This is a genomic window from Pseudomonas sp. P4795 (genome assembly GCF_048822895.1).
GTDB lineage: Bacteria > Pseudomonadota > Gammaproteobacteria > Pseudomonadales > Pseudomonadaceae > Aquipseudomonas.
This window is the reverse complement of record NZ_JBMFBT010000005.1, coordinates 208093-233804: the sequence shown is the minus strand read 5'-3', so window position 1 is coordinate 233804 and position 25712 is coordinate 208093. Positions and strand designations below refer to the sequence as shown.

The following is a 25712-nucleotide window of genomic DNA, read 5'->3' as shown; positions in this document are numbered from 1 at the left end:
CCGCGAAGCGGCGTCAGTGACCACGAAGGACTTGAGCAACGGTCGCAACGTTGTGGGCGAGGTGCAGCGGATTGATCGTGCCGACAATAGCACTGGCTACGCCGGGCTGTTGGAACAACAACTCGAAACTGGCGCGCACCGGATCGACACCGGGGCTCAGACAAACGTGACCGCTGGCCAAGGCTTTCTTCACCAGAATGGCCTTGCCGTGGGCAGCAGCATAGTCAATGACTGCCTTCTCGCTCTGTTCGTTCAGATTGTAGGTGACCATCGCGCAATCGCCCTGCTCCAGTGCTTTCAAGCCACCTTCGACGGTTTTCCCGGAGAAACCGAAGCCACGGATCTTGCCTTCGGCCTTCAGTGCAGCGAGGGTCGCGTAGACCTCGCTGTCGTTGAGAATCGCCAGATCATTGCCGTCGGAGTGCACCAGCACCAGGTCGATAAAATCGGTTTCAAGACGTTGCAGGCTGCGCTCCACCGACATCCGTGTATGGGCAGCGCTGAAGTCGTGGCTGGACAACCCATCGGTAAATTCTTCGCCGACCTTGCTGACGATCACCCAGTCCTGACGCTGATCGCGCAACAGCGGGCCGAGGCGTTCTTCGCTGCGGCCATAAGCCGGCGCAGTGTCGATCAGGTTGATGCCGAGTTCGCGCGCCTGTCTGAGCAGCATGCGCGCGGTGTCGTCGTCGGGTATCTGAAAACCATTGGGGTATTTCACGCCCTGGTCGCGGCCGAGCTTGACCGTGCCCAGACCCAGCGGCGAAACCAGCAGACCGGTGCTGCCCAGTGGACGATGCAATTCGTGCAGGGTTGGCAGGCTCATGGCAGCAATTGATCCCAGGCAGGAACGCCCATTGGTGGTTTTGGCAGCTCGGGCAGCGGGGCAGGGTGGCTCGGCTGGATACCGTCGCGTTGCAAGGACGCGAAGACTCGATCAGCGAAGTCCGGCGCCAGCGCCAGTTTGGTTGGCCAGCCGACCAGCAGTCGGCCTTCTTCGGCGAGGAAAGCGTTGTCCGGGCGGGTCAGGCCGGTTTGCAGCGGTTCGGCACGGTCGACGCGCAAGGTTGCCCATTGCACGCTGCTCAGGTCGATCCACGGCAGCAACTGGCCGAGCTCTTTTTGCGCGGTGGTGATCTGTTCGGCAGGCGTGCGCGCCACACCGTCGGACTCGGCGATGTCGCCGCCCAGATACCAGACCCACTGGCCATCGGCGGCCGGGTGAGTGGTCACGGTGATGCGCGGTTTGGTGCCGCCACCGAGGCAGTGCGCGTACAGCGGTTTGAGGCTCGGGCCCTTGGCGATGATCATGTGCAGCGGTCGGCGTTGCATGGCCGGGTGCGTCAAGCCCAGCGCCTCCAGCAGCGCTGCGGTACCAGCGCCGGCGCTGAGGACGATACGTTGCGCGCGGATTTCGCGGCCGTCGACTCTGAGGCCGACCAACAAACCGCCATCAAGCAACGGTTCGATATTTTGCCCTGCGAGTAAACCGTCACCGGCCAGATCCGCCAGGCGCTCGATCAGGCTCGGCACGTCGACCACCAGTTCCGCGAGTCGGTAGACCTTGCCTTTGAAACGCTTGTCTTGCAGGGCTGGCGGCAGTTGCTCGCCCTTGACCTGATCAACCCGCCCGCGCACGGCTTTACTGGCGAAGAAACTGGTGAGGTTGCCGGCCAGCGTGCCCGGCGACCACAGGTAATGCGCTTCGGACAACAAGCGCACGCCGCTCAGATCGAGTTCGCCGTCGCCGGCCAGCGCTTCACGCCAGCGGCGTGGCATGTCGGCGATGGCTTCGGAGGCGCCGGTCAACGCGCCGTGCAGCGCGTACTTGGCGCCGCCGTGAATGATCCCCTGGGACTTCACGCTCTGCCCGCCGCCGAGGCTGGCGCTTTCCACCAGCACGGTCGAAAAACCCTGACGGCGCAGGCGCGCATTCAGCCAGAGGCCGGCGACACCAGCGCCGACAATCAGCACGTCGGTGGAAATAACGGATGGCATGCAGCGACCTCGGGATTTGAAGAAGTCGCAAGTTTCAAGCTTCAAGCTGCAAGCTGCAACCCGAAGCTGCTTTTAATGGCCGGCGGTTTTCGAGAACAGCTGGATGACGACCACGCCAAGCACGATCAGCCCCATGCCCAACATCGCCGGCACATCCAGCTTCTGCCCGTAAATGAACAGCGCCGCGACGCTGACCATCACAATCCCCATCCCGGCCCACACCGCGTAAGCGACACCCACCGGCACCGTGCGCACCACCAGGATCAGCATCCAGAACGCGATGGCATAGCCGACGATAACTACCAGCAGTGGCAGCGGGGTGCTGAAGCCTTTGACCGCTTTCATCGAAACGGTGGCCATTACTTCGGCGCAGATGGCGATGGCCAGGTAGGCGTAAGCGTTCATGTTCAATCCTCGTGTGAAGCGTGGCTTTCTGAGGTCGGCATTCTAGAGATTGTTCAGATGCGGTAAAGTCATTACCTATCTGTTTGAAAGATTGGTTGTCGCATGAGCATGCAATGGAATCTCGATCAGTTACGCGTGTTCATCGCCGTCGCCGAGCAGCGTTCGTTTTCTGCCGTGGCGCGTCAGCAACGCAAAGCGCAGTCGGCGATCAGCAGCGCGATTGCCATGCTCGAGGACGATCTGGGTGTCAGCCTGTTTGAGCGTAGCAGCGGGCGTCAGCCTAGCCTTACCGAAGCGGGCGAAGCGTTGCTCGAAGAAGCGCGCGAAGTGCTGCGCCAGTGCGAGCGTCTCAATGGCCGGGCGATGGCGATGCTGCGCGGCCAGGAAGCGCAGTTGCGCGTCGCGCAGGACGAGGCCATGCCGTATCAGGCGCTGGTGGAAAGTTTCGGCGCGCTGGCCGAGCAGTTTCCCAGTCTGGAAGTGCAACTGACCAGCGCTGCGCAGGGTGAAGTCGCGCGCAAACTGGTCGAGCGTCGCGCCGATCTCGGGCTGCTGTTCTATCACGACCAAATTCCCGAAGCGCTGGAGCGCCGCGTGCTGGGTAGCGTGGAAATGGTCACGGTGTGCGGCATCAATCACCCGTTGGCCAAGCAATCGGCGGTCAATTGCCAGCAACTGGCGCAACATCGGCAACTGTTGATGTCGACCCAGACCAGCGTCTACCCCGGCAGCGAGCCGGCCAGCCCGCAAGTCTGGCGTGCCGACAGTTTTTACGTGATGGCCGAATGGCTGGTGCGCGATCTGGGTTGGGCGTGGCTGCCACGGCATGTGGTGCAGTATTCGGCGTATCAGGGCTTGATGGTCGAACTGGATAGCGAATGGACGCCGCCGGCGCTGGTGGTCGAACTGGTCTGGCGCCGTGACGAGCCGCTGGGCCCAGCCGCCCGTTGGCTGGCTGAGCGTTTTGCCGTGCACTTGCGCGCGATTGGCGAGAAAAGTCGATAAACTCCGCCGCCATGAATAGAACTCTCTACACCGCGCTGTTTTACCTGGGGCTGCCATTGGTGGCGATTCGGCTGTGGCTGCGTTCGCGCAAGGCGCCGGCCTACGCCAAGCGGATTGGCGAACGCTTTTCCTACGGGATGCCGGCGCTGCAACCGGGCGGCATCTGGGTGCACGCGGTGTCGGTCGGCGAAAGCATCGCGGCGGCGCCGATGATTCGCGCCTTGCTGCAACGTTATCCACAGTTGCCGATCACCGTGACCTGCATGACCCCGACCGGCTCGGAGCGGATTCAGGCGTTGTTCGCCAACGAGCCACGCATTCAACATTGCTATCTGCCGTACGACTTGCCGTGTGCGGCAGCGCGTTTTCTCGATCGTGCGCAGCCGAAACTGGCGGTGATCATGGAAACCGAACTCTGGCCCAACCACATTCATCAGTGCGCCAAACGCGGAATTCCGGTGGCGCTGGCCAACGGTCGCTTGTCTGAACGTTCGGCCAAGGGTTACGGCCGGTTCCGCAAACTGACTGCGCCGATGCTCGCCGAGATGAGCCTGTTTGCCGTGCAGACCGAAGCCGAGGCCCAGCGCTTCCGCGATCTGGGCGCACGTCCGGAAACGGTCGAAGTCACCGGCTCGATCAAGTTCGACCTGACCATCGACCCGCAACTGTTGCAACGCGCTGCCGAACTGCGCGGGCAATGGCAAGCGCTGGAGCGCCCGGTGTGGATTGCCGCGAGTACCCACGAAGGTGAAGACGAAGTCGTGCTGGCCGCGCACCGTCGCTTGCTGGCCAATCACCCCGATGCGCTGCTGATTCTGGTGCCACGTCATCCCGAACGTTTTAACTCGGTGTTCGATCTGTGCCAGCGCGAAGGCTTTGCGACGGTGCGGCGCTCGAGTGGCGTGAACGTCGACGCCGGCACCTCGGTGCTGCTCGGCGACACCATGGGCGAATTGCTGTTTCTGTATGCGTTGGGCGACAGCGCATTTGTCGGCGGCAGCCTGGTGCCGAATGGCGGGCACAACCTGCTGGAGCCGGCGGCACTGGCGAAACCGGTGATCTGCGGCCCGCACTTGTTCAACTTCCTCGACATCGCCGCGCAACTGCGCAGCGCCGGGGCGTTAGTCGAAGTGGATGATGCCGAAGGGCTGGCGGTAGAAGTGCAGCGCCTGTTCGAACTGCCACGCGATGCGCAGCGCATGGCCGAAGCTGGACTGAGCGTGATGCGCCGCAATCAGGGCGCGTTGCAGCGCTTGCTGGATGGGTTGGGCAGGTTGATCAAGTAGCTCGCTGACATACCCATTGTGGCGAGGGGATTTATCCCCGTTGGGCTGCGAAGCAGCCCCTGACTCAGCCACCGCGATGTGTCAGACAAACCGAGTCTTCAGGTTTTAGGGCTGCTGCGCAGCCCAGCGGGGATAAATCCCCTCGCCACAGGATGCCGTTCGCAATTTGCTTTTAAGGCCGCGCCTTGAGCTGTTCGGCAGCAGCCTTGGCCAGATCCGGTGGCAGGAAGTCTTTGTCCGGGTTGTAGTCGGCTTTCAGATAGCGCGCCAGATCCTGCAAGTCGCCCGGGTTCAACGTGCCCGCCGCCTGCTTCAGCCGCAGGTTGTCGAGGATGTAGTCGTAGCGGGTGTTGTTGTAGTTGCGCACCGAGGTGTAGAGCTGGCGCTGGGCGTCAAGCACGTCGACGACGTTGCGCGTACCCACCTGATAACCGATTTCCGTGGCTTCCACCGCGCTCTGGTTGGAGATGATCGACTGGCGGCGCGCCTGCACCTGCTCGACATCGGTGTTGACCGCGCGATGCAGATTGCGCGTGTTCTCGACAATCTGACGGCGCAGACCTTCGCGCTGCTGCTCGGTCTGATCAAGGCGTGAGTAGGACTCGCGCACTTGCGAGCTGGTCAGGCCGCCGCTGTAGATCGGGATGTTCACTTGCAAGGCCAGCGTGCGCTGTTCGACGTTGCCGCCATACGGCGTGCCGAACGCATTCGGGTTGCTGAAGCCGAAATTATCGTTGTCACCTTTCTCGTACTTCGCCACTGCATCAAGGGTCGGCAAGTGCCCGGCCTTGCGCTGCTTCAAGGTCTGCTCGGCGGAGGCGACCGCGTAGTTGCTGGCGAGCAGATTGAGATTCTGTCTGGCAGCGGTGTCGACCCACGACTTGGCGTCGTTCGGTACCGGCGGCAAGATCGGCAGGGTGTGGACGATGCCCTGAATCGAGTTGTACTGACGGTTGGTCAGAGTGATCAGCGCCTGAAACGCATCATCGACCTGACGCTGGGCAACGATCCGGTTGGCCCGCGCCGTGTCGTAACTGGCTTGCGATTGCAGCACGTCGGTCTTGTCCGACAGGCCCACATCGAATCGTTCGTTGGACTGGTCGAGCTGACGTTTGAACGCGGCTTCTTCGGCCTTGGTCGAGGCCAGGTTGTCCTGGCTGCGCAGCACGTTGAAATAGCTTTCAGCACTTTGCAGGATCAGGTTCTGCTCGGTGGCCGAGAGTTGCAGCGCAGCCTGTTCGTTGACGTCCTTGGCCGCTTGATACTGGAACCAGCGGTCGGCGCGGAACAACGGTTGGGCGAGGGTCGCCTGATACGAATGCGCGCTGCGATTGGCCACCGCCGAGGGCTGATCAATCGCTGTGCGCACGTCGGCGACTTCGGCGCCACCCGACAGATTCGGCAGCAACCCGGCACGCGCCTGCGGCACGATTTCTTTCTGCGCGCCGTACTGCGCGCGGGCGGCAGCGAGATCGGCGTTGTTGTCGACCGCTTCCTGATAAACGCTGACCAGATCGGTCTTGGTCGATAAAGGCGCTTCTGCTGCCCAGACCGTTGCGGTGGAGGCACACGACACGGCAACAGCCAGTGAAAGTTTGCGCAGCATGAGGCGATCCCTAGCATGAATATTATGGAAGTAATCCGCGCGCCAAAGGTAAGACGCGGGCCGTGCAGCGTCAAGGCGCAGCATGGCGTAGCGAGTGTAGTTGCGCGCGCGCATCGCAACAATCCGCTAATTGCGCCATTCATCATGGTGTTTGCCACGGTGTTGGCGTTCTTTGCCGGTTGTGTCTAGACTGGCCGGGTTCTTGTCGGGGTGCCTTGCTATGAGGCTGAGATCGAATAATTTCGGATCCCGTTGAACCTGATCAGGTTAGCGCCTGCGTAGGGAACAAGATTTCTCGTCACCCGGCGAGTCCTCTTGTGCTTCGTCCGGGAAATTGTTCGACAATCGAACGCTCGACGACGATGCACAGCACCAGTCCTGGTGCGTCCGTGCCTTTCAGGTTCTGCTCCGACAATCCACTGCCTGGATGCTGTCTGGAGAGCCCGTGATGACTACAAAATCTAAAAACGCGATCAACCTGAGTGACTCGGCCAAGGTCGACGAACAATCGGTCAAGCCGTTCACCCGTTCGCAAAAAGTCTACGTTCAGGGTTCTCGCCCGGACATCCGCGTACCGATGCGCGAAATTTCCCTTGATGTGACCCCGACCGACTTCGGCGGCGAAATCAATGCGCCGGTCACCGTCTACGACACCTCCGGCCCGTACACCGATCCCAACGTGGTGATCGACGTGCGCAAAGGCCTGGGCGATGTGCGTTCAGCGTGGATCGACGACCGTGGCGACACCGAGCGCCTGCCTGGCCTGAGTTCGAACTTCGGCCAGCAACGCCTCGCCGATGCCGAACTGACCAAGCTGCGTTTCGCCCACGTCAACAACCCGCGCCGCGCCAAAGCCGGGGCCAACGTCAGCCAGATGCACTACGCCCGTAAGGGCATCATCACCGCCGAGATGGAATACGTCGCCATCCGCGAAAACATGAAGCTCGAAGTAGCCTGCGCCGCCGGGCTGCTGGACCAGCAACACGCCGGCCACAGCTTCGGCGCCAGCGTGCCGAAAATCATCACACCCGAATTTGTCCGTGACGAGATCGCCCGCGGTCGCGCGATCATTCCGGCCAACATCAACCACACCGAACTGGAACCGATGATCATCGGCCGTAACTTCCTGGTGAAGATCAACGGCAACATCGGCAACAGTGCGCTCGGTTCTTCCATCGAAGAAGAAGTGGCGAAACTGACCTGGGGCATTCGCTGGGGTTCGGACACGGTGATGGATTTGTCCACTGGCAAACACATTCACGAAACCCGCGAGTGGATCATCCGCAACTCGCCAGTGCCGATCGGCACCGTGCCGATTTATCAGGCGCTGGAAAAAGTTAACGGCGTTGCCGAAGACCTGACATGGGAGCTGTTTCGCGACACGCTGATCGAGCAGGCAGAGCAGGGCGTCGACTACTTCACCATCCACGCCGGCGTGTTGCTGCGCTACGTGCCGCTGACCGCCAAGCGCGTGACCGGCATTGTTTCGCGTGGTGGTTCGATCATGGCCAAGTGGTGCCTGGCGCACCACAAAGAGAACTTCCTCTACACCCACTTCGACGACATCTGCGAAATCATGAAGGCCTACGACGTCAGCTTCTCGCTGGGCGATGGCCTGCGTCCGGGCTCGATTGCCGACGCTAACGACGAAGCGCAATTCGGTGAACTGGAAACCCTCGGCGAGCTGACCAAAATCGCCTGGAAGCACGACGTGCAATGCATGATCGAAGGCCCGGGCCACGTGCCGATGCAGTTGATCAAAGAGAACATGGACAAGCAGCTCGAGTGCTGCGACGAGGCACCGTTCTACACCCTCGGTCCGCTGACCACCGACATTGCGCCGGGTTACGACCACATCACATCGGGTATCGGGGCGGCGATGATCGGCTGGTTCGGTTGCGCGATGCTTTGCTACGTCACGCCCAAGGAACACTTGGGCCTGCCGAACAAGGATGACGTGAAAACCGGGATCATCACTTATAAGATCGCCGCGCATGCTGCGGACTTGGCCAAGGGACACCCGGGTGCACAGATTCGCGACAACGCCTTGAGCAAGGCACGTTTCGAATTCCGTTGGGAAGACCAGTTCAACCTCGGCCTCGATCCGGACACCGCGCGTTCGTATCACGATGAAACCCTGCCGAAGGACTCGGCCAAGGTCGCGCATTTCTGTTCGATGTGCGGGCCGAAATTCTGCTCGATGAAGATCACTCAGGAAGTCCGCGAGTACGCGGCCAACCAGCGTATCGAAACCGTCGACGCCGAGGTTGCCCAGGGACTGGCAGAGCAGGCTGAGCGGTTTAAAAAGGAAGGTAGTCAGTTGTACAAGAAGGTTTGATCTGACCTGCGTGCGGCGGTGACATCACCGCCGTCATCGCGGGCAAGCCCGCTCCCACAGTGTTCCGCGTTGGCCACAAAATTTGTGATCAGCGAGGACCCTGTGGGAGCGGGCTTGCCCGCGATGGCGATTGAAAAAAACAACAAATGTCCCTCTGAGATAACACCCTTGAGCATTCAACCCAGCACTTACTCCCCCGATCTCGCCGTGCCCGCCGCCAAGCGGGTATTCGGCGGTCGAGATCTGTTTTCCCTATGGTTTTCCCTCGGCATCGGCCTGATGGTGTTGCAGACCGGTGCGTTGTTGGCGCCGGGTCTGGGCCTGTCGGGTTCGTTGCTGGCGATTTTCCTCGGCACGCTGGTCGGCGTATTGCTGCTGGCCGCCGTCGGCGTGATCGGCAGTGACACCGGCCTGTCATCGATGGCTGCGCTGAAACTCAGTCTCGGTGCAAAAGGCGCGAGCCTGCCGGCCGTGCTCAACCTGCTGCAACTGATCGGTTGGGGCTCGTTCGAGATCATCGTCATGCGCGACGCCGCCAGCCTGCTCGGCACCCGCGCGTTCAGCGAAGGTTCGCTGTGGTCGAACCCAGTGCTGTGGACATTGTTTTTCGGCGCCTTGGCAACCTTGCTCGCCGTCAGCGGGCCGCTGACGTTCGTGCGGCAGATCCTGCGCAAGTGGGGCATCTGGCTGCTGCTGGCCGCGTGCATCTGGCTGACCTGGAACCTGTTTGCCAAAGCCGACCTGGCCGCAATCTGGGCGCGCTCCGGTGACGGTTCGATGCCGTTCGCGGTCGGCTTCGACATTGCCATCGCGATGCCGCTGTCGTGGCTGCCGCTGATCGCCGATTACTCACGTTTCGGCAAACGGGCGAAGAACGTGTTCGGTGGCACCGCCATCGGTTTCTTCATCGGCAACTTTTGGCTGATGAGCCTTGGTGTGGCCTACACGCTGGCGTTTGCGCCGAGCGGTGAAGTCAATGCGCTGTTGCTGGCACTGGCCGGTGCGGGGCTGGGGATTCCGTTGCTGCTGATCTTGCTCGACGAGTCGGAAAACGCGTTCGCCGACATTCATTCGGCAGCGGTTTCCAGCGGGATTCTGTTACGCCTGAAAGTCGAGCACCTGGCCCTGGCCATCGGCGTGATCTGCACCTTGATCGCGCTGCTGGCACCATTGGCGCAGTATCAGAATTTCCTGTTGTTGATCGGTTCGGTATTTGCGCCGCTGTTCGGCGTGGTGCTGGTGGATCACTTCATCTTGCGCAAACGCAGTGGTCAGGTCGCATCGGCCGCATTGCGCTGGCCGGCGTTGTTGGCCTGGCTGGGTGGGGTAAGCACCTATCACTTGCTGGCCAATCTGTATCCGGATGTCGGCGCAACCCTGCCGGCGCTGGTGCTGGCAGGGCTGCTGCAACTCGTGCTCGGTCGAGCCTTCAGTTACGGCCGGGGAACAGCTCAGGCTTGAGGATGCCGTTCAGACGTGGATAAGGGATCTTCAGTTCGATGTGGCCCAGCGCGTAAGGCGCGATAGTCGACACTTCGTACTTGAGGATCACCCCGCCGTAGGTCAGTGCCACGTGCGGGGTTTTCACGAACGGCCAGCTCTTGATGAACTCGGCTTCCTGATCGAGTTTGGTACTGATCAGCCAGCTGTTGTGCGCAACCTGCGCAGCTTTCCAGAACGCATCTTCCTGACCCGGCAGCAACATGTCCGACAGATTCAGCACCTTGTGCTGCTGGCGCGAATAGTTGATGAAGCCGCGGCCCGGCGTGCCATGCGCGCCGCCGGTGTCGAGGTAGCTCGACAGTTCGATGATCACCAGACCGTCATGCTGCTCACGTACTTTCGCTTGCAGATAAATGCTGTTGCGCGGGCCGGCGTTCGCCAGAAACTGCTCGCGATAGGCGGCCAGTGTCGGCGCAACCGGAGCATTGGCGTCGGTGCGGGTCATTTGCAGCAGGCGTTTTTCGATGATGCCGTCCAGCGCAGGTTCGGCCGGGAAGCGCAGGGTATCGATATTCACCAGCGGGCAATCAGGGTTTGAGCAGCCGGGTTTGAGTTGTTCCGACGCATCGCGGGTGGTTTCCAGCGGCGTGCGCAGATTGGGCTGAAACAGGCTGGCGCAGGCGCCCAGGGTCAGGGCGATGGCGGCCACGGAGGCAATTTTGAAAAGCGACATGGGCGTCCTTTCTGAAACAGGGGAAGGCAAAAAGTTACCGCTTCGACTCTCAACGAAGCAGTCAGTTCGCCACTAAGCTAATTAGAGTGGGTTTCGGCTCCACCGTCCATCCCGATCACGGTAAAGGGGCTGCATCAAACGGTTCGGGCGCGTTAGGATGGCGCGAAGTCGAGGTTGCCAGCAACACCAGGCAGCCGCGTAACGGATTTGCAGTAAACGAGGATGCTCATGACTGATTTTGCCAACGCTACTCCGACCACCGTCGACATCGTGCGCCGCGAGAATTGCTATCAGGGCTTCTACAAGCTCGATCGCCTGCACTTGCGCCACGAGTTGTTTGACGGCGGCATGAGCCGCGAGATCAACCGTGAAGTGTTCGTGCGTCACGATGCGGTGTGCATGCTGCCTTACGATCCGCAGCGCGACGAAGTGGTGCTGATCGAGCAGTTTCGTGTCGGCGCGATGGGCAAGACGGCCAACCCCTGGCTGATCGAGCTGGTCGCCGGTCTGATCGACAAGGATGAACAACCGGAAGAAGTTGCTCACCGCGAGGCGCAGGAGGAAGCTGGGCTGAACATCAAGGCCCTGTGGCCGATGACCAAATATTTCCCGTCGCCGGGCGGCAGCAACGAATTCGTGCATTTGTACCTGGGGCGTTGCGAGACCACCGGCGTTGGCGGCCTGCATGGGCTGGAGGAAGAGGCAGAAGATATCCGCGTCACGGTCTGGGCATTCGAAGATGCCTTGCAGGCCGTACGCGACGGACGGATTGCCAACGCGGCGAGCATCATCGCCTTGCAGTGGCTGGCGCTCAATCGCGCCGAAGTGAGGGGGCTATGGTTGTAAACAAGTTGCGCGATCGCTATCGGGTTGACCTCGTGGGGCTGCAAGCCGCCTGCGAGGCCAACTACGCGCGCCTGATGCGACTGTTGCCGGACATGCGCAGCGATCCCGAAGCGCGGCGCATTGCCGTTTCCCAAGGCGAGCAAATGCTCGGCGTGCTGGCCCTCGAAGTGCTGCAAACCTGCCCGTACACCACCACTTTGCAAGTGCGTCAGGAACACAGCCTGCCATGGCTGCCGATCCCGCAACTGGAAGTGCAGGTCTATCACGACGCACGCATGGCCGAAGTGGTCAGCGCCGAGCATGCACGACGCTTTCGCGGCGTCTATCCTTACCCGAACGCGGCGATGCACCAGCCGGATGAAAAGGCCCAGCTCAATCTGTTCCTCGGGGAGTGGCTGAGTCATTGCCTGGCCTGCGGGCATGAGTACGCGGCGGTTCGATAACTGCGAGTTGTGAACTGTGCCCGGTTCGGTGGTTTCCTCTTTCGCTTGTCGCCCAGCATAATTGCCGCACCTATCCAGACCCGTTGCAGCCTTGGGAGAGCGCCTTGCCGAGCGTATCCACGTTGACCACCGCCGATGCCGCGTTGCTGGTGCAAATCTCTGACAGCCATTTGTATGCCGAGCCGGGCGGTACGCTGCTGGGCATGGACACCCGCGACAGCCTGCAAAAGGTCATTGAGCTGGTGCTTGCGCAACAACCGCGGATTGATCTGATTCTGGCCACCGGTGATCTGTCGCAAGACGGCACGCTGGAGTCTTACCAGCTGTTTCGCGAATTGACTGCACAGCTCGACGCTCCCGCCCGCTGGATCCCCGGTAACCACGACGAACCACAGATCATGGAAGTTGCCGCCGTGCACAGCGCATTGCTCGAGTCGGTTGTGGATATCGGCAACTGGCGTGTGACTTTGCTCGATTCGGCCGTGCCGGGTTCGGTGCCGGGGTATTTGCAGGATGAACAGCTGCAATTGCTCGCGCGTTCTCTGAGTGAGGCGCCGGAGCGCCATCATTTGGTGTGCTTTCATCATCATCCGGTGTCGATCGGCTGCGCATGGATGGAGCCGATCGGCCTGCGCAATCCCGAGGCATTTTTCGAAGTGCTGGATCGCTTTCCGCAGGCGCGGGCGGTGTTGTGGGGGCATGTGCATCAGGAGATTGACTGCGAGCGCAATGGCGTGCGCTTGCTGGCTTCGCCTTCGACCTGTATTCAGTTCGAGCCGGGGAGTGAGGATTTCAAGGTCGGCGAACAGAAACCAGGCTATCGCTGGTTGCGCCTGATGCCCGATGGCCGAATCGAAACCGGCGTGGAGCGCGTGACCGATTTCGAATTTACCGTGGATTATGGTTCTGACGGTTATTGACTCGACGATCAAAAGCCCCTCACCCCAGCCCTCTCCCGGGGGAGAGGGGGCCGACCGAGGTGTCTGGCGCTATACGTCGACCTGAGAAATCCAGTCGATTGTGGATTCCATGCAGTACTTTCACGTCGGCATATTTCATAAATATCCCCCAATCGGTCCCCTCTACCTCTGGGAGAGGGTTAGGGTGAGGGCCGCTCCTGACGATTCATCAAATTCTCCAGACCTCGCCCCCAACCCAAGCACATCTCCCTGTAAACTCCGCTCTTTCCAACCGACGCCCAGGGAGCTCAAATGTCCGGTTCGATCCTCTACATCCATGGTTTCAATAGCGCCCCGACATCGAAGAAGGCTTGTCAGTTGGTCGAGGTGATGAAGCAGCTGGGTTTGAGCGATCAATTGCGCATCCCGGCGCTGCATCACCATCCGCGCGAAGCCATCGGTCAGTTAGAACAAGCAATCACCGAGCTCGACCGGCCATTACTGGTGGGAAGCTCCCTCGGCGGCTACTATGCGACCTGCCTGGCCGAGCGCCATGGCCTGAAAGCCCTGCTAGTCAACCCGGCGGTCAGCCCGCACCGGATGTTCGACGGCTATTTGGGCACGCAGAAAAACCTGTATACCGATGAAACCTGGGAATTGACCCACGACCACGTTACTGCTCTGGCCGAACTGGAAGTGCCGGCGCCGCAGGATCCGCAGCGGTTTCAGGTGTGGTTGCAGACTGGGGACGAAACCCTCGATTATCGCCTCGCTCAGCAGTATTACCGGGCATGTGCCTTGCGCATTCAGGCCGGCGGCGACCACAGTTTTCAAAATTTCGCCGGACAAATTCCGGCGCTGCTGAGTTTTGCCGGCATTGGCGCCGATCTGTATCAGGCAATCGATTTCACCGCACTGTGAAATCTTGCCCCAATTTCACTGAATCATTGACGACGAGACCCTATGGCCACTCCCAGCGCTAGCTCCTATAACGCCGACGCCATCGAAGTCCTCTCGGGCCTCGACCCGGTGCGCAAACGCCCGGGCATGTACACCGACACCAGCCGGCCGAACCACCTCGCCCAGGAAGTCATCGACAACAGTGTCGACGAAGCGCTGGCCGGCCACGCCAGATCGGTGCAGGTCATCCTGCATGCCGACCACTCGCTGGAAGTCAGCGACGATGGCCGAGGCATGCCGGTCGACATCCATCCCGAAGAAGGTGTTTCGGGCGTCGAGCTGATCCTCACCAAGCTGCATGCGGGTGGCAAGTTCTCCAACAAGAACTACCAGTTCTCCGGCGGTCTGCACGGGGTGGGTATTTCGGTGGTCAATGCCTTGTCCACCGAAGTCCGGGTGCGGGTGAAACGCGACGGCAACGAATACCAGATGACTTTCGCCGACGGCTACAAGGCCACCGAGCTGGAAGTGGTTGGCGTTGTCGGCAAACGTAACACCGGTACCAGCGTGTATTTCGCGCCGGACCCGAAGTATTTCGATTCGCCGAAATTCTCCATCAGCCGCCTCAAGCATGTGCTCAAGGCCAAGGCTGTTCTGTGCCCGGGCCTGCTGGTCAGCTTCGAGGACAAAAGCACTGGCGAGAAAATCGAGTGGCATTACGAAGATGGCCTGCGCTCCTATCTGGTAGACGCGGTCAGTGAATTCGAGCGTCTGCCGAACGAGCCGTTCTGCGGGGTTTTCGCCGGTAATAAAGAAGCCGTCGACTGGGCGCTGCTGTGGCTGCCGGAAGGTGGCGACGCGGTGCAGGAAAGCTACGTCAACCTGATCCCGACCGCGCAGGGCGGTACTCACGTCAACGGCCTGCGTCAGGGCCTGCTCGATGCAATGCGCGAGTTCTGCGAATTCCGCAGCCTGCTGCCGCGCGGCGTGAAGCTGGCGCCGGAAGACGTTTGGGAACGCATTGCTTTCGTTTTGTCGATGAAAATGCAGGAACCGCAATTCTCCGGCCAGACCAAAGAACGTCTGTCGTCGCGTGAAGCGGCGGCCTTCGTCTCGGGTGTGGTCAAGGACGCGTTCAGCCTGTGGCTCAACGCCAACCCGGAAACCGGTCTGGCACTGGCCGAACTGGCGATCAACAACGCCGGTCGCCGTCTGAAGGCGAGCAAGAAAGTCGAGCGCAAACGCGTCACTGCCGGGCCGGCATTGCCGGGCAAACTGGCGGACTGCGCCGGGCAGGATCCGATGCGCTCCGAACTGTTCCTGGTCGAAGGTGATTCCGCCGGCGGCTCGGCGAAACAGGCACGGGATAAAGAGTTTCAGGCGATCCTGCCGTTGCGCGGCAAGATCCTCAACACTTGGGAAGTCGACGGCAGCGAAGTGCTCGCCAGCCAGGAAGTGCACAACATCGCCGTGGCCATCGGCGTTGATCCAGGCTCAGCCGACATCGCCCAACTGCGCTACGGCAAGATCTGCATCCTCGCCGACGCCGACTCCGACGGTCTGCACATCGCAACCTTGCTTTGCGCGTTGTTCGTCCAGCATTTCCGTCCGTTGGTGGATGCCGGTCACGTTTACGTCGCGATGCCGCCGCTGTACCGCATCGACTTGGGTAAAGAGATTTACTACGCCCTCGACGAAGCCGAGCGCGACGGCATTCTCGACCGGCTGGTGGCCGAGAAGAAACGCGGCAAGCCGCAAGTCACCCGATTCAAAGGTCTGGGTGAAATGAACCCGCCGCAACTGCGCGAAACCACCATGGACCCGAACACCCGGCGTCTGGTGCAGTTGACCCTGGAAGACTACCCGGCCACTGCGGAAATGATGGACATGCTGCTGGCGAAGAAACGCGCCGGTGATCGCAAGTCGTGGCTGGAATCCAAAGGCAACCTGGCCGAGGTTCTTGGTTGATGCGGGTTGGCTTGGCCCTGGCGTGTGCGTTACTTCTGACCTCGGTGTCGGCACTGGCCGAACCGCTGCCGGAGTTGCGCGTGCTGTCCGAGCATCCGGTGGACGGCATGCGCGGCGGCAATCTTTCGGGGCTTGCGCTGTGCGGCAACGAGTTGTGGACGGTGTCCGACCGCGACGATGATCAGATTTATCGTCTCGACACCCGGCAATCTACCTGGCAGGCCGAAACCGTGCACATCGACGTTCCCGAAGTGCCGGAAACCGGTTTGCCGTGGGGGTTGCGTTCGCGCAACTGGGCAGCATCGTTCGTGCGTGGCGGTGATCTGGATTTCGAAGGCATCAGCTGCGACAGCGCCGGCAATCGCTACATCGTCAGCGAAGGCCAGGCGGCGGTTTTGCAAGTGCCGGTCAGCGGCCCGGTTAACTGGCTGAAGATCTCGCCAATGCTGGTGCGCGAAGCGCGGGCCAGCGGCATGCTGCTGAAATTCAATGCGATATTCGAAGGACTGGCGATCAACCCGGCGGGTGATCAGATGTGGCTGGCCGCCGAACGGCAAAGTCGTGGCGTGTTGCTGATCAAGCGCCAGCAAACGCTGTGGGATTGCGACGGTCGCTGTGTACTGCTCAGCGAAGGCGGCAAGGAAATGCAGCCGCCGCAGTTCCCCAATGCCAAAGCGGTCGATCGGGATTTCTCCGATATTTCGTTGTTCAACGGCAAGCTGTTCACCCTTGACCGCAACGCGTTCCAGATTTGCCGGCGCGATGCGCAAACCGCCAAGGTCGAGCGCTGCTGGTCGTACGCCGCCGAGTTGTTGCAGGAAAATCGCCGCTATAAACAGAACTACGGGCTGGAAGAAGCGCTGATCGTCGATGCTGACGGGGCGTGGATCGGCGTCGACAACAATTTCGGCCCGCGCGCCGATGGCGAGGTCCGGCCGATTGTCTGGCGTTTCGCCGCCCCCGATGGTGGCTGGAGCGCCAAGCCATGAGCCAGCAACCGCCGGGCAAACGTGCCGGTCGGGTGCTGATGATTCTGGCATGGTGCGCGGGGCTGTTTCTCGCCACGCGGTTTTTTGGCGATTGGGAACAGCGCCAGCAGAATCCGAACGTAGTCGTCAGTTCGGAGCAGGGCGCAGGTTTTATCGAAGTGAAGCTGATCGGCAATGCCCAAGGGCATTTTGTCGCCAGTGGCCAGATCAACGGTCAGCCGGTCGAGTTCATGCTCGACACCGGCGCGACCGACGTGGCAATCCCGGCGGATGTGGCCAAGAGCCTCAAGCTGGAAGAAGGTTTCGGTGTGACCCTGAGCACGGCCAATGGCCTGAGCCAGGGTTATCGCACCCGTATCGACCGCCTGCAACTGGGCGACATCGTGCTGCGCGACGTGCGCGCACTGGTCGCGCCCGGCCTGCATGGCGATCAGGTGCTGCTCGGCATGAGCGCCCTGAACAAACTTGAATTTACCCAGCGCGGTGGCACCATGCTGCTGCGCCAGACAACGAACCGATGAGGCCCGCATGAGCGACTCCCTTGATCTCAGCCTGGATGGCGTAGAACGCCGATCGCTGGCTGACTTCACCGAAAGTGCCTACCTCAACTACTCCATGTACGTGATCATGGACCGTGCCCTGCCGCATATCGGCGACGGTCTGAAACCGGTACAGCGGCGTATCATCTACGCCATGAGCGAGTTGGGGCTGGACGCTGATTCCAAGCACAAGAAGTCGGCGCGTACCGTCGGCGACGTGCTCGGCAAGTTCCACCCGCACGGTGACTCGGCGTGCTACGAAGCGATGGTGCTGATGGCCCAGCCGTTCAGCTATCGCTACACGCTGGTCGACGGCCAGGGCAACTGGGGTGCGCCGGACGATCCCAAGTCTTTCGCCGCCATGCGTTACACCGAAGCGCGCCTGTCGCGTTATTCCGAAGTGCTGCTCAGCGAGCTCGGCCAAGGCACTGCAGACTGGGGGCCGAACTTCGACGGCACCCTGCAGGAACCACTGGTGTTGCCGGCACGTTTGCCGAATATCCTGCTCAATGGCACCACTGGCATCGCGGTCGGTATGGCCACCGACGTGCCGCCGCACAACCTGCGCGAAGTCGCCACTGCGTGCGTGCGTCTGCTCGATGAGCCGAAAGCCACGGTCGAACAGCTTTGCGAACATATTCAAGGCCCGGATTATCCGACCGAAGCGGAAATCATCACCCCGCGCGCTGACCTGCTGAAGATGTACGAAACCGGCAAGGGCTCGGTGCGCATGCGCGCCGTGTACCACGTCGAGGACGGCGACATCATCGTCACTGCGCTGCCGCATCAGGTCTCCGGGGCCAAAGTGCTCGAGCAAATCGCCGCTCTGATGCAGGCCAAACCGTCGAAAGCGCCGCAGATCGCTGACCTGCGGGATGAATCCGACCACGAAAACCCGTGCCGCATCGTGATCATTCCGGTCAATAGCCGGGTCGATCATGAAGCGCTGATGCAGCATTTGTTCGCCAGTACCGAGCTGGAGTCGACCTACCGGGTCAACGTCAACATCATCGGTCTGGACGGCAAGCCGCAGCTGAAAAATCTGCGCGCGTTGCTGGTCGAGTGGCTGGAATTCCGGGTACAGACCGTGCGCCGCCGCCTGCAATTCCGCCTCGACAAGGTCGAGCGCCGCCTGCACCTGTTGGACGGTTTGCTGATTGCTTACCTCAACCTGGATGAGGTGATCCACCTGATCCGTACCGAGGAACATCCGAAAAGCGCGCTGATCGCGCGTTTCGCCCTCAGCGATATCCAGGCCGAATACATTCTTGAAACCCGTCTGCGTCAGTTGGCACGACTGGAAGAAATGAAGCTGCGCAGCGAGCAGGATGAACTGCTCAAGGAACAAGCCAAACTCCAAGCCCTGCTGGGCAGCGAAGCCAAGCTGAAGAAACTGGTGCGCACCGAACTGATCAAGGACGCCGAAACCTACGGCGACGACCGTCGTTCGCCAATCGTCGAACGTGCCGAAGCCAAAGCACTGACCGAGCATGACCTGCTACCGAACGAGAAAGTTACCGTTGTGCTCTCGGAAAAAGGCTGGATCCGCTCGGCCAAGGGCCACGAAATCGACGCCACTGGCCTGTCGTACAAGGCCGGTGACGGCTTCAAGACCTCGGCGGCGGGGCGCTCCAATCAGTCCGCCGTGGTCATCGACTCCACGGGCCGCAGTTACTCGCTGGCCACTCATACCCTGCCTTCGGCACGCGGTCAGGGCGAGCCTTTGACCGGTCGTCTGACGCCGCCGCCGGGCGCGACGTTCGAGTGCGTATTGATGCCGGAAGAGGACTCGTTGTACGTGATCGCCTCCGACGCCGGTTACGGCTTCGTGGTTAAAGGCGAAGATCTGCAAGCCAAAAACAAGGCGGGTAAAGCCCTGTTGAGCCTGCCGAACAACGCCAAAGTGATTGCGCCGCGCCCAGTGGCTGACCGTGAGCACAACTGGCTGGCTTCGGTCACGACCGAAGGTCGCCTGCTGATCTTCAAAATCAGCGACCTGCCACAACTAGGTAAGGGCAAAGGCAACAAGATCATCGGTATTTCCGGTGAGCGGGTGGCCAGTCGCGAGGAATATGTCACGGACATCGCGGTCCTGCCGGAAGGTGCCACGCTGGTGCTGCAGGCCGGCAAACGTACCTTGTCGCTGAAGGCCGACGACCTCGAACACTACAAAGGTGAGCGCGGTCGACGTGGTAATAAACTCCCGCGTGGCTTCCAGCGAGTCGATGCGCTGCTCGTCGAAAACCTCAATCAGGCGTCCTAGACGGCTCGATCTACGATTTAACGCGTAGATCGACGCTTTGGCGCTGGAGTCGGAACGCATATTCACGGATGATATGGCCTTTCAAGCGCCGGCGTGGCCGAGCGTTCTTCATATTTATTGAGTATTTTCACTGTGGTCAGCTCTGTGGCGGCCACCTGGACGGGATGATGACTGCGCTGCGCCTTCCACTTGTTTTTTTGCTCGCTGGCGTTCTTGGCCTGGCGGGTTGCAGCGTTCACCAGCCGGTGTCGCTGTATCAACTGGACAGCGGAAGTCCGGTTCAGCCTGCGCAAAGCGCGGGCATGGCGGTTTTGTTGGGGCCAGTGGTATTGGCCGATTATCTGCAACGCGAAACCCTGTTGCAGCGTCAGCCGGACGGCAGTTTGCAAGCTTCGATGGACGGTCGTTGGGCGGGTAGCCTGTCGTCGGATATCGATCAGCTGTTGCTGCGTCAGGTGGCTGGTCATCTGGACAGCCAACGTGTTGTGCTGTCGCCGGCTACGCCGGGATTCACTCCGGATGTGCAGGTATTGCTGACGATCACGCGTCTGGATTCGGGCCAGAAGCAACCGGCGATTCTCGACGCGCAGTGGCGCTTGATCGATCGTCGTGGAAAGGTGCGCGATAACCGCATTATCCATTTGCAGGAGCAGCATGCCGGTACAACGGCGGCTCAGGTTCAGGCGCAAGGCGCATTGTTGCAGCGTCTGGCCGAGCAGTTGTCGGTGGCGCTGAAGCCGTTGGCCAATCAGCCTCCAATTGCTGAAGCCCCACGTAAATCGGCACCGAAACCGGCAGCGCCAGCGGCGGGAGCCGAGAAACAGCCGAAGATCCCGATGGCTTCGCCGATTCGCACGGATATGGAAGTGTTTCGCTTCTAGCGTTAATCGAGTCAAACCAGAGCCCGGCCTTGTGCGGGCTTTGTTGTCTCTGCGTACGCCCGCCCCTTGTAGGAGCTGTCGAGTGAAACGAGGCTGCGATCTTTTGATCTGTGGTCTTGGAGTCAAGGTCAAAAGATCGCAGCGTGCCGCAGCTCCTACATGGCGCGATGTCACTTGCCGAAGGCAGCGAACTTTTCAACAGGCAACAAAAAAGCCCGCAGACAATCGCTTGTCTGCGGGCTTTTGGCATCTGGGCTAAGGCTTAGGCCCGGCGCTCGTGCATCCGCGCCAACTGCCGCTCGAGCATCGACGGATAAGGCTCCATCAACCGCTCCACGCAGCAAGCGCCTTCAGGGCTGGCAATCGGCCGGATTCGCGCACGCTGACGGATCAGCGCGTCGTCACCGATCTTGCGTTCGACCAGCAGCAGATTGCGGCTGTGTTGCGACAGCGCCAGGGCATCCTGCGCCGAGTCAGTCAGCAGCAGGTCGATCTGACTCATGCCAAACAGCTCATCGCCAAGGGTCAGGCCCAACTGCAATTGCAGGGTAATGCCGCTGTCCGCGACTTCGATCTGCAACTGATGGCCCAGCGCCCGCAGCAGTTCGCCGCAGCAAATCGCGTTGGTCAGGTAATCGTCGCCGCTGTCTTCGGTGTGGAACAGCATCAGCGTGCTGCCGTCGTTCAGGGTTTCGATCTCGCCCTGATACAGCGAAGCAGCCTGTTCCAGGCAGTCGCGATAACGCTCCTGCAACTCATCCAGGCGTGCGCGCGGCAGACGGCGCAGTTGCTCCTGCGAACCCAGTTGCACCGCCAGCACCGCCGTGTGTTGCGGCACGCTTGGGGTCGGGCGGCGCACAGCCGGTTGCGGCGTGCTGTTTAGCGACTCGTCGCGCAGATCGGCGAACGGGTCTTCGTCATCGTCGTCCTCAACGGTGCTGACCACATGCCGCGGTGCAGGCTTCTTCGCGGCCAGCGGGCGGCTCTCGTCGAAACTCGGATCGCGCAGGTTGCGCACTTCGAATTCCGGCTCGACGTCGTCATCTTCGAATTCCGGTTCCGGCTCGGGCTCTACTACAGCCGGCTCCGGGGCGTAGCTGGCGTGCAACTGACGGGCAAGATCGCCGATTTCGTCCTGACGTTCGATACCCGGTGTGTGTTCGTCGATCCGCCGCAGCCAGACGCGCAATTGCAGCAGCGGCGTCGAGATGTGCCGGCCCAGACGCAGGCTCAAGGCCAGCGACAGTGCCAACAGAATCGCACTGAGGATGCCCATGCTTTGCAGGCTGATGGTCATCGGCTGCTGGAACTGATCCATGTCCAGGCTGATGCGCAGTTGCCCGGCAGTCACGTCCTGAAAAGTGATCTTGCTCTCGTACATGCCCTCGGCTTCGCCCAGCAGGCTGTGCTTGGGGCGCTGACCGGATTCGGCGAGGATGCGGTTATCCACGCTATAGATGGCGGCGTGGGCCACCAACTTGTTCTTGGTCAGGTTGTTGAGCAGCACGTTGAGGCTGAGGATGTCGTTGGACACCAGCAGCTCAGTGGCGGAGGTGGCGGTCTGCGTGGTCAGGCTTTCGCCCAGCGCATCGGCCTGCTCGTGCATGGCCTGCTTGAACTGCAAGCCCATCACGCAGGCATAGATCACCAGGGCCAGAGCGACCAGGATCACGTTATGGCTGGCAATGCGTAATGCAATCGGCACACGGCGATGACGCAGTGCACGGAAGATCAGCAGAAAGAAGTTATCGGTTTTAACTGGCGTGGGCCGGTTCACTGAGCTCGGCTCTTGTCCGTGAAGTTGACGCGCAGTATAGCGACAGGCCCTAGACCGGCAAAGCGCTGGCGGTGCCCGATGGTCACTGAAAGTGGGTAGAATGCGGTTTTTTTCCAGTTGCGGGGGTGCGCGTTGCGCGAAATCGTCCTGATTAACATCACGGGAGTCGACCGTCCGGGTCTGACTGCGGCCATTACCGGCGTTCTGGCTCAGGGTGGTGTGAACATCCTCGACATCGGTCAGGCGGTAATTCACGACACCTTGTCGTTTGGCATCCTCGTGGAAATCCCCGACTCCGAGCAAGGCAAGTCGGTGCTCAAGGATATCCTGTTCAAGGGCTACGAGCTGGATCAGCAAGTGCGCTTCACCCCGGTGTCCGAAGAGGATTACCAGCAATGGGTGGGCAATCAAGGCAAAAAGCGTCACATCGTCACCCTGCTGACGCGCAAAGTAACTGCCGGCCAGCTGCAGGCCGTGAGTTCGATCACCGCCAAATACGGGCTGAACATCGATCATATCGACCGTTTGTCGGGACGCATGCCGCTCGACACTCCGGCTGACCAGGGCAAAGGCTGCATCGAGTTTTCCGTGCGTGGCGAAGCGGCCGATCCGCAGGCGCTGCGTGCCGAATTTCTCAGTGTTGCCCAGGAATTGAATGTCGATATCGCCTTTCAGGAAGATTCGCTGTTCCGCCGCAACCGGCGTCTGGCGGTATTCGACATGGACTCGACCCTGATTGAAGCCGAGGTCATCGACGAACTGGCCAAAGCTGCTGGCGTCGGCGACCAGGTCTCGGAAATCACCGAGCGCGCCATGGCCGGCGAACTGGATTTCCGTGCCAGTTTCAAAGAACGTCTGGCGCTGCTCAAAGGCCTCGACGTCGGCGTGCTCGATTCGATTGGCGCGTCGCTGCGTTTGACCGAAGGTGCGGAAACCCTGTTCGCCGAACTCAAGCGCCTCGGTTACAAGACGGCGATCCTGTCCGGCGGCTTCACCTATTTCGCCAAGCAATTGCAGGCCAAACTCGGCATTGACTATGTGTTCGCCAATGAACTGGAAGTGGTCGATGGCAAGGTCACGGGCGTCGCGGTGGAGCCGATTGTCGATGCACAGCGCAAGGCTGATCTGCTGAGAGAGCTGGCGCACAAGGAAGGCTTGCGTCTGGAGCAGACCATCGCGGTCGGCGACGGTGCGAATGATCTGCCGATGTTGGCGATTGCCGGGTTGGGTGTGGCGTTCCGCGCCAAGCCCCTGGTCAAGCAGTCGGCGAAGCAGGCGATTTCGACCTTGGGGCTGGATGGCGTGCTGTATCTGCTGGGTTTCCGCGATCGTGACGGACAGCTGTAATTTGTAGATCAAAAGATCGCAGCCTGCGGCAGCTCCTACAAAGAGATGTCTGTTTCTCCTGTAGGAGCTGCCGAAGGCTGCGATCTTTTGCTTTTAAAGTGATTTCCACAACGAATCAAAATCCTCCGCGCTCGCGCCATTCTGCGCGGCCTCCAGTGAGCGATAGGCGAACTGATTGAAACTGTGCGTGCTCGACACCCGTCGATCCAGCCCCGCGCGGTGCTCCTCTCCTAGCGTATTGATCAACACCTTACTGCCCTCCTGAAACGGCAAACGTGGCGCTAATAACGTCGCCGGCAAGTCAATCGCACTAATCTCCGGCAACAACAAACCCCGTAAGTACTGACTGTGATCATCCCTCGACCGCACAAGCTGCAACCCGCAGGGCTGGGCATGCGGTGCCACCAGTTCGATACCCATTTGCGTCCCGCCACCGCGCACCTGACGAATCCAGCGCACCACGGCAATGCTCCAGCCCTGACTGACCGTGTCCTGAATCCCGAGCATTTCCCCGGCCTGCAATTCGGCCGGTACTTCGTTCGGCCAACCCACGCAATACCCGCCGGGGCTGTGATTGATCACCGGCAAGGCATAGGTCGGATAGTGCGCCGGGCTGTCGGCGTTGCCTTCGTTGTCGATCAGTTGTTCGTACTGAATTTCTTCGTAGGGCAAAAACTCATCGGTTTTGCTCTGCGGCGCGGCGTCGAACGCTTGACTCCAACTGTCCTTTTCACCTTGGGTCACCGTTTGGCTGAAGTTCGCGGGGCGGGCGCCGGGATGTTTGAGCATGTCGCTGAAGCTGCGTTCGCCGCCGAGGTAGAAGTGCAGGGCGCTCATGCCGACACACACGGTCAGACTGCCCTGGCCGACGGTGCGCTGAAAACTGCGCTCGGCGGCCTGACCCCAAGTCGCGTGCAGGTGTTGCAGGGTGTCGAGGCTCAGGCCATTCGGCACTGGCAGCGGCGTAGTCGTGTCCTGATGCAATAAATGCGCTTCGATGGCATTCACCAGCGGCTGCGGATCGAAACCGAGCAACCCCGGCAACTGCTCGCTGCGGAACATGCTGCGATAACGCGGACCTGCATCGATCTCCCACGAAATGGCGAACAAGCCGTCACCTGGATTGCCCGGATACAGCTTGAGCCAGCCACTCCACGGTTCCAGCACTTCGGCGAGGCGCGCGATCTGGTTCTGCCGTAGTTGATTGCAGCGCGCACTGCCGAGCAGCAGGGCGGCGATATAGGTTTGTTCGAGGCTCAGTTCGCCGCTCAGGCTGGCCAACTCGTCGCGCACCCGGCGATGTTGCAGCTGCAAACCGCATGCTGTGCGATACAACTGATGCAGCTCAAGCCACAGATGCTCCGGCGCTGAGGTATATAGCTGAGTGGCGCGCACCAGTTGGCCCTTGAGCGCATGCGCCGCGCGTTGCAGCGCCTCACTTACCAACGTTGCGCGGTCTTTGGAGTACTTCGGCGCAATGCGCATGACGATCTGCTTGTAGCCAATCGCCAGATGACTTTGCAGCGCCTGACACAGGTTACTGATCTTGCGCGAGCGCTCGTCGAGCACGATCGCCTGATGCAAAAAATGCCGCTCCAGATGCTGGCAGACGTAATACACCTCGGGCCTGAGCAGTTCGAGTAAGTGCAGGCGATTAGCGCTAGGCGTGAGCAGTTGATTGAGTTCGCCCAGCCCCTGGTAGAGCTGGCGCGCGGTTTCGCCGATGTTGGCCTTGGGCAGTTGGGCGATCCAGCGCTTGAGGTCGCGCGGGCTAGCTTCACAGAAAGACAGGCGCAACTGCGTCGGAGTGGGGGCGCGTAGCGCGGGTTGGAATTTAGGCTCACTCATGCCGTGCAAGGCTCCGGCGGCGAATTGGGCATTGCTGGAAACTCTAGCAGTTGTGGTCTGGTTCGCCGGATCTTGTAAGACATTCTAACCGTTGGTCTGCTGGCCGGATGCCAGTCGGCGAGCGCTACTAGGCTTTCAGGCGTGCGATCGGAAACGCACGGTTGCACGGCCTGCCGCTACTTCGGGCAGGTTTCGGAA

23 protein-coding genes and 1 riboswitch are annotated in these 25712 nt (G+C 60.8%); of the genes, 15 read left to right on the top strand and 8 right to left on the bottom strand.

Annotated features, from left to right (window positions below; translation table 11 throughout):
• Window positions 1–13 precede the first annotated feature (13 nt).
• The 3 genes from ACOI8A_RS16160 to ACOI8A_RS16150 form a co-directional block, all read right to left on the bottom strand.
• Complete coding sequence (locus ACOI8A_RS16160; protein WP_420651285.1) at window positions 14–826, bottom strand: aldo/keto reductase; 813 nt, start codon at window positions 824–826, stop codon at window positions 14–16.
• The gene (locus tag ACOI8A_RS16155; protein WP_420646978.1) at window positions 823–1998 is read right to left on the bottom strand and encodes an NAD(P)/FAD-dependent oxidoreductase; all 1176 of its coding nucleotides are present in this window, start codon (window positions 1996–1998) and stop codon (window positions 823–825) included. Before ACOI8A_RS16155 ends, ACOI8A_RS16160 begins: the two co-directional genes overlap by 4 nt.
• 72 nt (window positions 1999–2070) lie before the next feature.
• Window positions 2071–2403: a DMT family transporter gene (locus ACOI8A_RS16150; protein WP_150602668.1), complete on the bottom strand. Its 333-nt coding sequence runs from the start codon at window positions 2401–2403 to the stop codon at window positions 2071–2073.
• Between the two features lie 102 nt (window positions 2404–2505).
• On the opposite strand from ACOI8A_RS16150, the gene ACOI8A_RS16145 reads away from it, so the two are divergent.
• Window positions 2506–3408: a LysR family transcriptional regulator gene (locus ACOI8A_RS16145; protein ID WP_420646979.1), complete on the top strand. Its 903-nt coding sequence runs from the start codon at window positions 2506–2508 to the stop codon at window positions 3406–3408.
• A gap of 11 nt (window positions 3409–3419) precedes the next feature.
• A complete protein-coding gene (waaA, locus tag ACOI8A_RS16140) occupies window positions 3420–4694 on the top strand; it encodes a lipid IV(A) 3-deoxy-D-manno-octulosonic acid transferase (RefSeq protein WP_420646980.1) in 1275 nt (424 codons plus the stop codon).
• 172 nt (window positions 4695–4866) lie between these two features.
• On the opposite strand, the gene ACOI8A_RS16135 is transcribed toward waaA, so the two are convergent.
• A complete protein-coding gene (locus ACOI8A_RS16135; RefSeq protein WP_420646981.1) occupies window positions 4867–6300 on the bottom strand; it encodes a TolC family outer membrane protein in 1434 nt (477 codons plus the stop codon).
• A 15-nt stretch (window positions 6301–6315) separates the two neighbouring features.
• Here ACOI8A_RS16135 and ACOI8A_RS16130 point away from each other — a divergent pair, with 15 nt between their 5' ends.
• The 3 genes from ACOI8A_RS16130 (at window position 6316) to cytX (ending at window position 10099) form a co-directional block, all read left to right on the top strand.
• Complete coding sequence (locus ACOI8A_RS16130) at window positions 6316–6489, top strand: hypothetical protein (protein WP_420646982.1); 174 nt, start codon at window positions 6316–6318, stop codon at window positions 6487–6489.
• 7 nt (window positions 6490–6496) lie between these two features.
• Window positions 6497–6602, top strand: a riboswitch (TPP riboswitch).
• Window positions 6603–6748: 146 nt separating this feature from the next.
• Window positions 6749–8638 carry a phosphomethylpyrimidine synthase ThiC gene (thiC, locus tag ACOI8A_RS16125; protein ID WP_420651286.1) on the top strand — a complete coding sequence of 630 codons (1890 nt, stop codon included), beginning with the start codon at window positions 6749–6751 and terminating at the stop codon, window positions 8636–8638.
• A 168-nt stretch (window positions 8639–8806) separates the two neighbouring features.
• A complete protein-coding gene (gene cytX / locus ACOI8A_RS16120) occupies window positions 8807–10099 on the top strand; it encodes a putative hydroxymethylpyrimidine transporter CytX (RefSeq protein WP_420646984.1) in 1293 nt (430 codons plus the stop codon).
• Here the strand turns inward: cytX and ACOI8A_RS16115 are convergent.
• Complete coding sequence (locus ACOI8A_RS16115) at window positions 10068–10814, bottom strand: RsiV family protein (protein WP_420646985.1); 747 nt, start codon at window positions 10812–10814, stop codon at window positions 10068–10070. The genes cytX and ACOI8A_RS16115 overlap by 32 nt on opposite strands.
• Before the next feature lie 228 nt (window positions 10815–11042).
• Between ACOI8A_RS16115 and ACOI8A_RS16110 the strand changes: the two genes are divergently transcribed.
• The 8 genes from ACOI8A_RS16110 to parC all read left to right on the top strand — a co-directional run bounded on the left by ACOI8A_RS16110 (window position 11043) and on the right by parC (window position 19661).
• The gene (locus ACOI8A_RS16110) at window positions 11043–11660 is read left to right on the top strand and encodes an NUDIX domain-containing protein (RefSeq protein WP_420646986.1); all 618 of its coding nucleotides are present in this window, start codon (window positions 11043–11045) and stop codon (window positions 11658–11660) included.
• Entirely contained in the window at window positions 11651–12103 is a 453-nt protein-coding gene (locus ACOI8A_RS16105) for a DUF1249 domain-containing protein (RefSeq protein ID WP_420646987.1), read from the top strand. Before ACOI8A_RS16110 ends, ACOI8A_RS16105 begins: the two co-directional genes overlap by 10 nt.
• A 104-nt stretch (window positions 12104–12207) precedes the next feature.
• On the top strand, window positions 12208–13023 hold the full coding sequence (cpdA, locus tag ACOI8A_RS16100) for a 3',5'-cyclic-AMP phosphodiesterase (RefSeq protein ID WP_420646988.1): 816 nt from the start codon (window positions 12208–12210) through the stop codon (window positions 13021–13023).
• Window positions 13024–13314: 291 nt separating this feature from the next.
• Window positions 13315–13923: a YqiA/YcfP family alpha/beta fold hydrolase gene (locus ACOI8A_RS16095; RefSeq protein WP_420646989.1), complete on the top strand. Its 609-nt coding sequence runs from the start codon at window positions 13315–13317 to the stop codon at window positions 13921–13923.
• A gap of 42 nt (window positions 13924–13965) precedes the next feature.
• Entirely contained in the window at window positions 13966–15870 is a 1905-nt protein-coding gene (parE, locus tag ACOI8A_RS16090; RefSeq protein ID WP_420646990.1) for a DNA topoisomerase IV subunit B, read from the top strand.
• The gene (locus tag ACOI8A_RS16085; RefSeq protein ID WP_420646991.1) at window positions 15870–16859 is read left to right on the top strand and encodes an esterase-like activity of phytase family protein; all 990 of its coding nucleotides are present in this window, start codon (window positions 15870–15872) and stop codon (window positions 16857–16859) included. Before parE ends, ACOI8A_RS16085 begins: the two co-directional genes overlap by 1 nt.
• The gene (locus tag ACOI8A_RS16080; RefSeq protein WP_420646992.1) at window positions 16856–17380 is read left to right on the top strand and encodes a retropepsin-like aspartic protease family protein; all 525 of its coding nucleotides are present in this window, start codon (window positions 16856–16858) and stop codon (window positions 17378–17380) included. The genes ACOI8A_RS16085 and ACOI8A_RS16080 overlap by 4 nt, the downstream gene beginning before the upstream one ends.
• Window positions 17381–17387: 7 nt before the next feature.
• Window positions 17388–19661: a DNA topoisomerase IV subunit A gene (gene parC / locus ACOI8A_RS16075; RefSeq protein WP_420646993.1), complete on the top strand. Its 2274-nt coding sequence runs from the start codon at window positions 17388–17390 to the stop codon at window positions 19659–19661.
• Between the two features lie 62 nt (window positions 19662–19723).
• Here parC and ACOI8A_RS16070 read toward each other — a convergent pair whose 3' ends face one another.
• Window positions 19724–19900: a hypothetical protein gene (locus ACOI8A_RS16070; protein WP_420647172.1), complete on the bottom strand. Its 177-nt coding sequence runs from the start codon at window positions 19898–19900 to the stop codon at window positions 19724–19726.
• On the opposite strand from ACOI8A_RS16070, the gene ACOI8A_RS16065 reads away from it, so the two are divergent.
• A complete protein-coding gene (locus tag ACOI8A_RS16065) occupies window positions 19829–20542 on the top strand; it encodes a PqiC family protein (protein WP_420646994.1) in 714 nt (237 codons plus the stop codon). The two genes, ACOI8A_RS16070 and ACOI8A_RS16065, sit on opposite strands and share 72 nt — an antisense overlap.
• A gap of 262 nt (window positions 20543–20804) precedes the next feature.
• Here the strand turns inward: ACOI8A_RS16065 and ACOI8A_RS16060 are convergent, their stop codons facing one another.
• Window positions 20805–22319 carry an AhpA/YtjB family protein gene (locus ACOI8A_RS16060; protein WP_420646995.1) on the bottom strand — a complete coding sequence of 505 codons (1515 nt, stop codon included), beginning with the start codon at window positions 22317–22319 and terminating at the stop codon, window positions 20805–20807.
• Between the two features lie 132 nt (window positions 22320–22451).
• Here ACOI8A_RS16060 and serB point away from each other — a divergent pair, with 132 nt between their 5' ends.
• Window positions 22452–23666, top strand: a complete 1215-nt coding sequence (serB, locus tag ACOI8A_RS16055) for a phosphoserine phosphatase SerB (protein ID WP_420646996.1) — start codon at window positions 22452–22454, stop codon at window positions 23664–23666.
• A gap of 93 nt (window positions 23667–23759) precedes the next feature.
• Here the strand turns inward: serB and ACOI8A_RS16050 are convergent, their stop codons facing one another.
• Window positions 23760–25514: a molecular chaperone gene (locus ACOI8A_RS16050; RefSeq protein WP_420646997.1), complete on the bottom strand. Its 1755-nt coding sequence runs from the start codon at window positions 25512–25514 to the stop codon at window positions 23760–23762.
• Window positions 25515–25712: the final 198 nt, after the last annotated feature.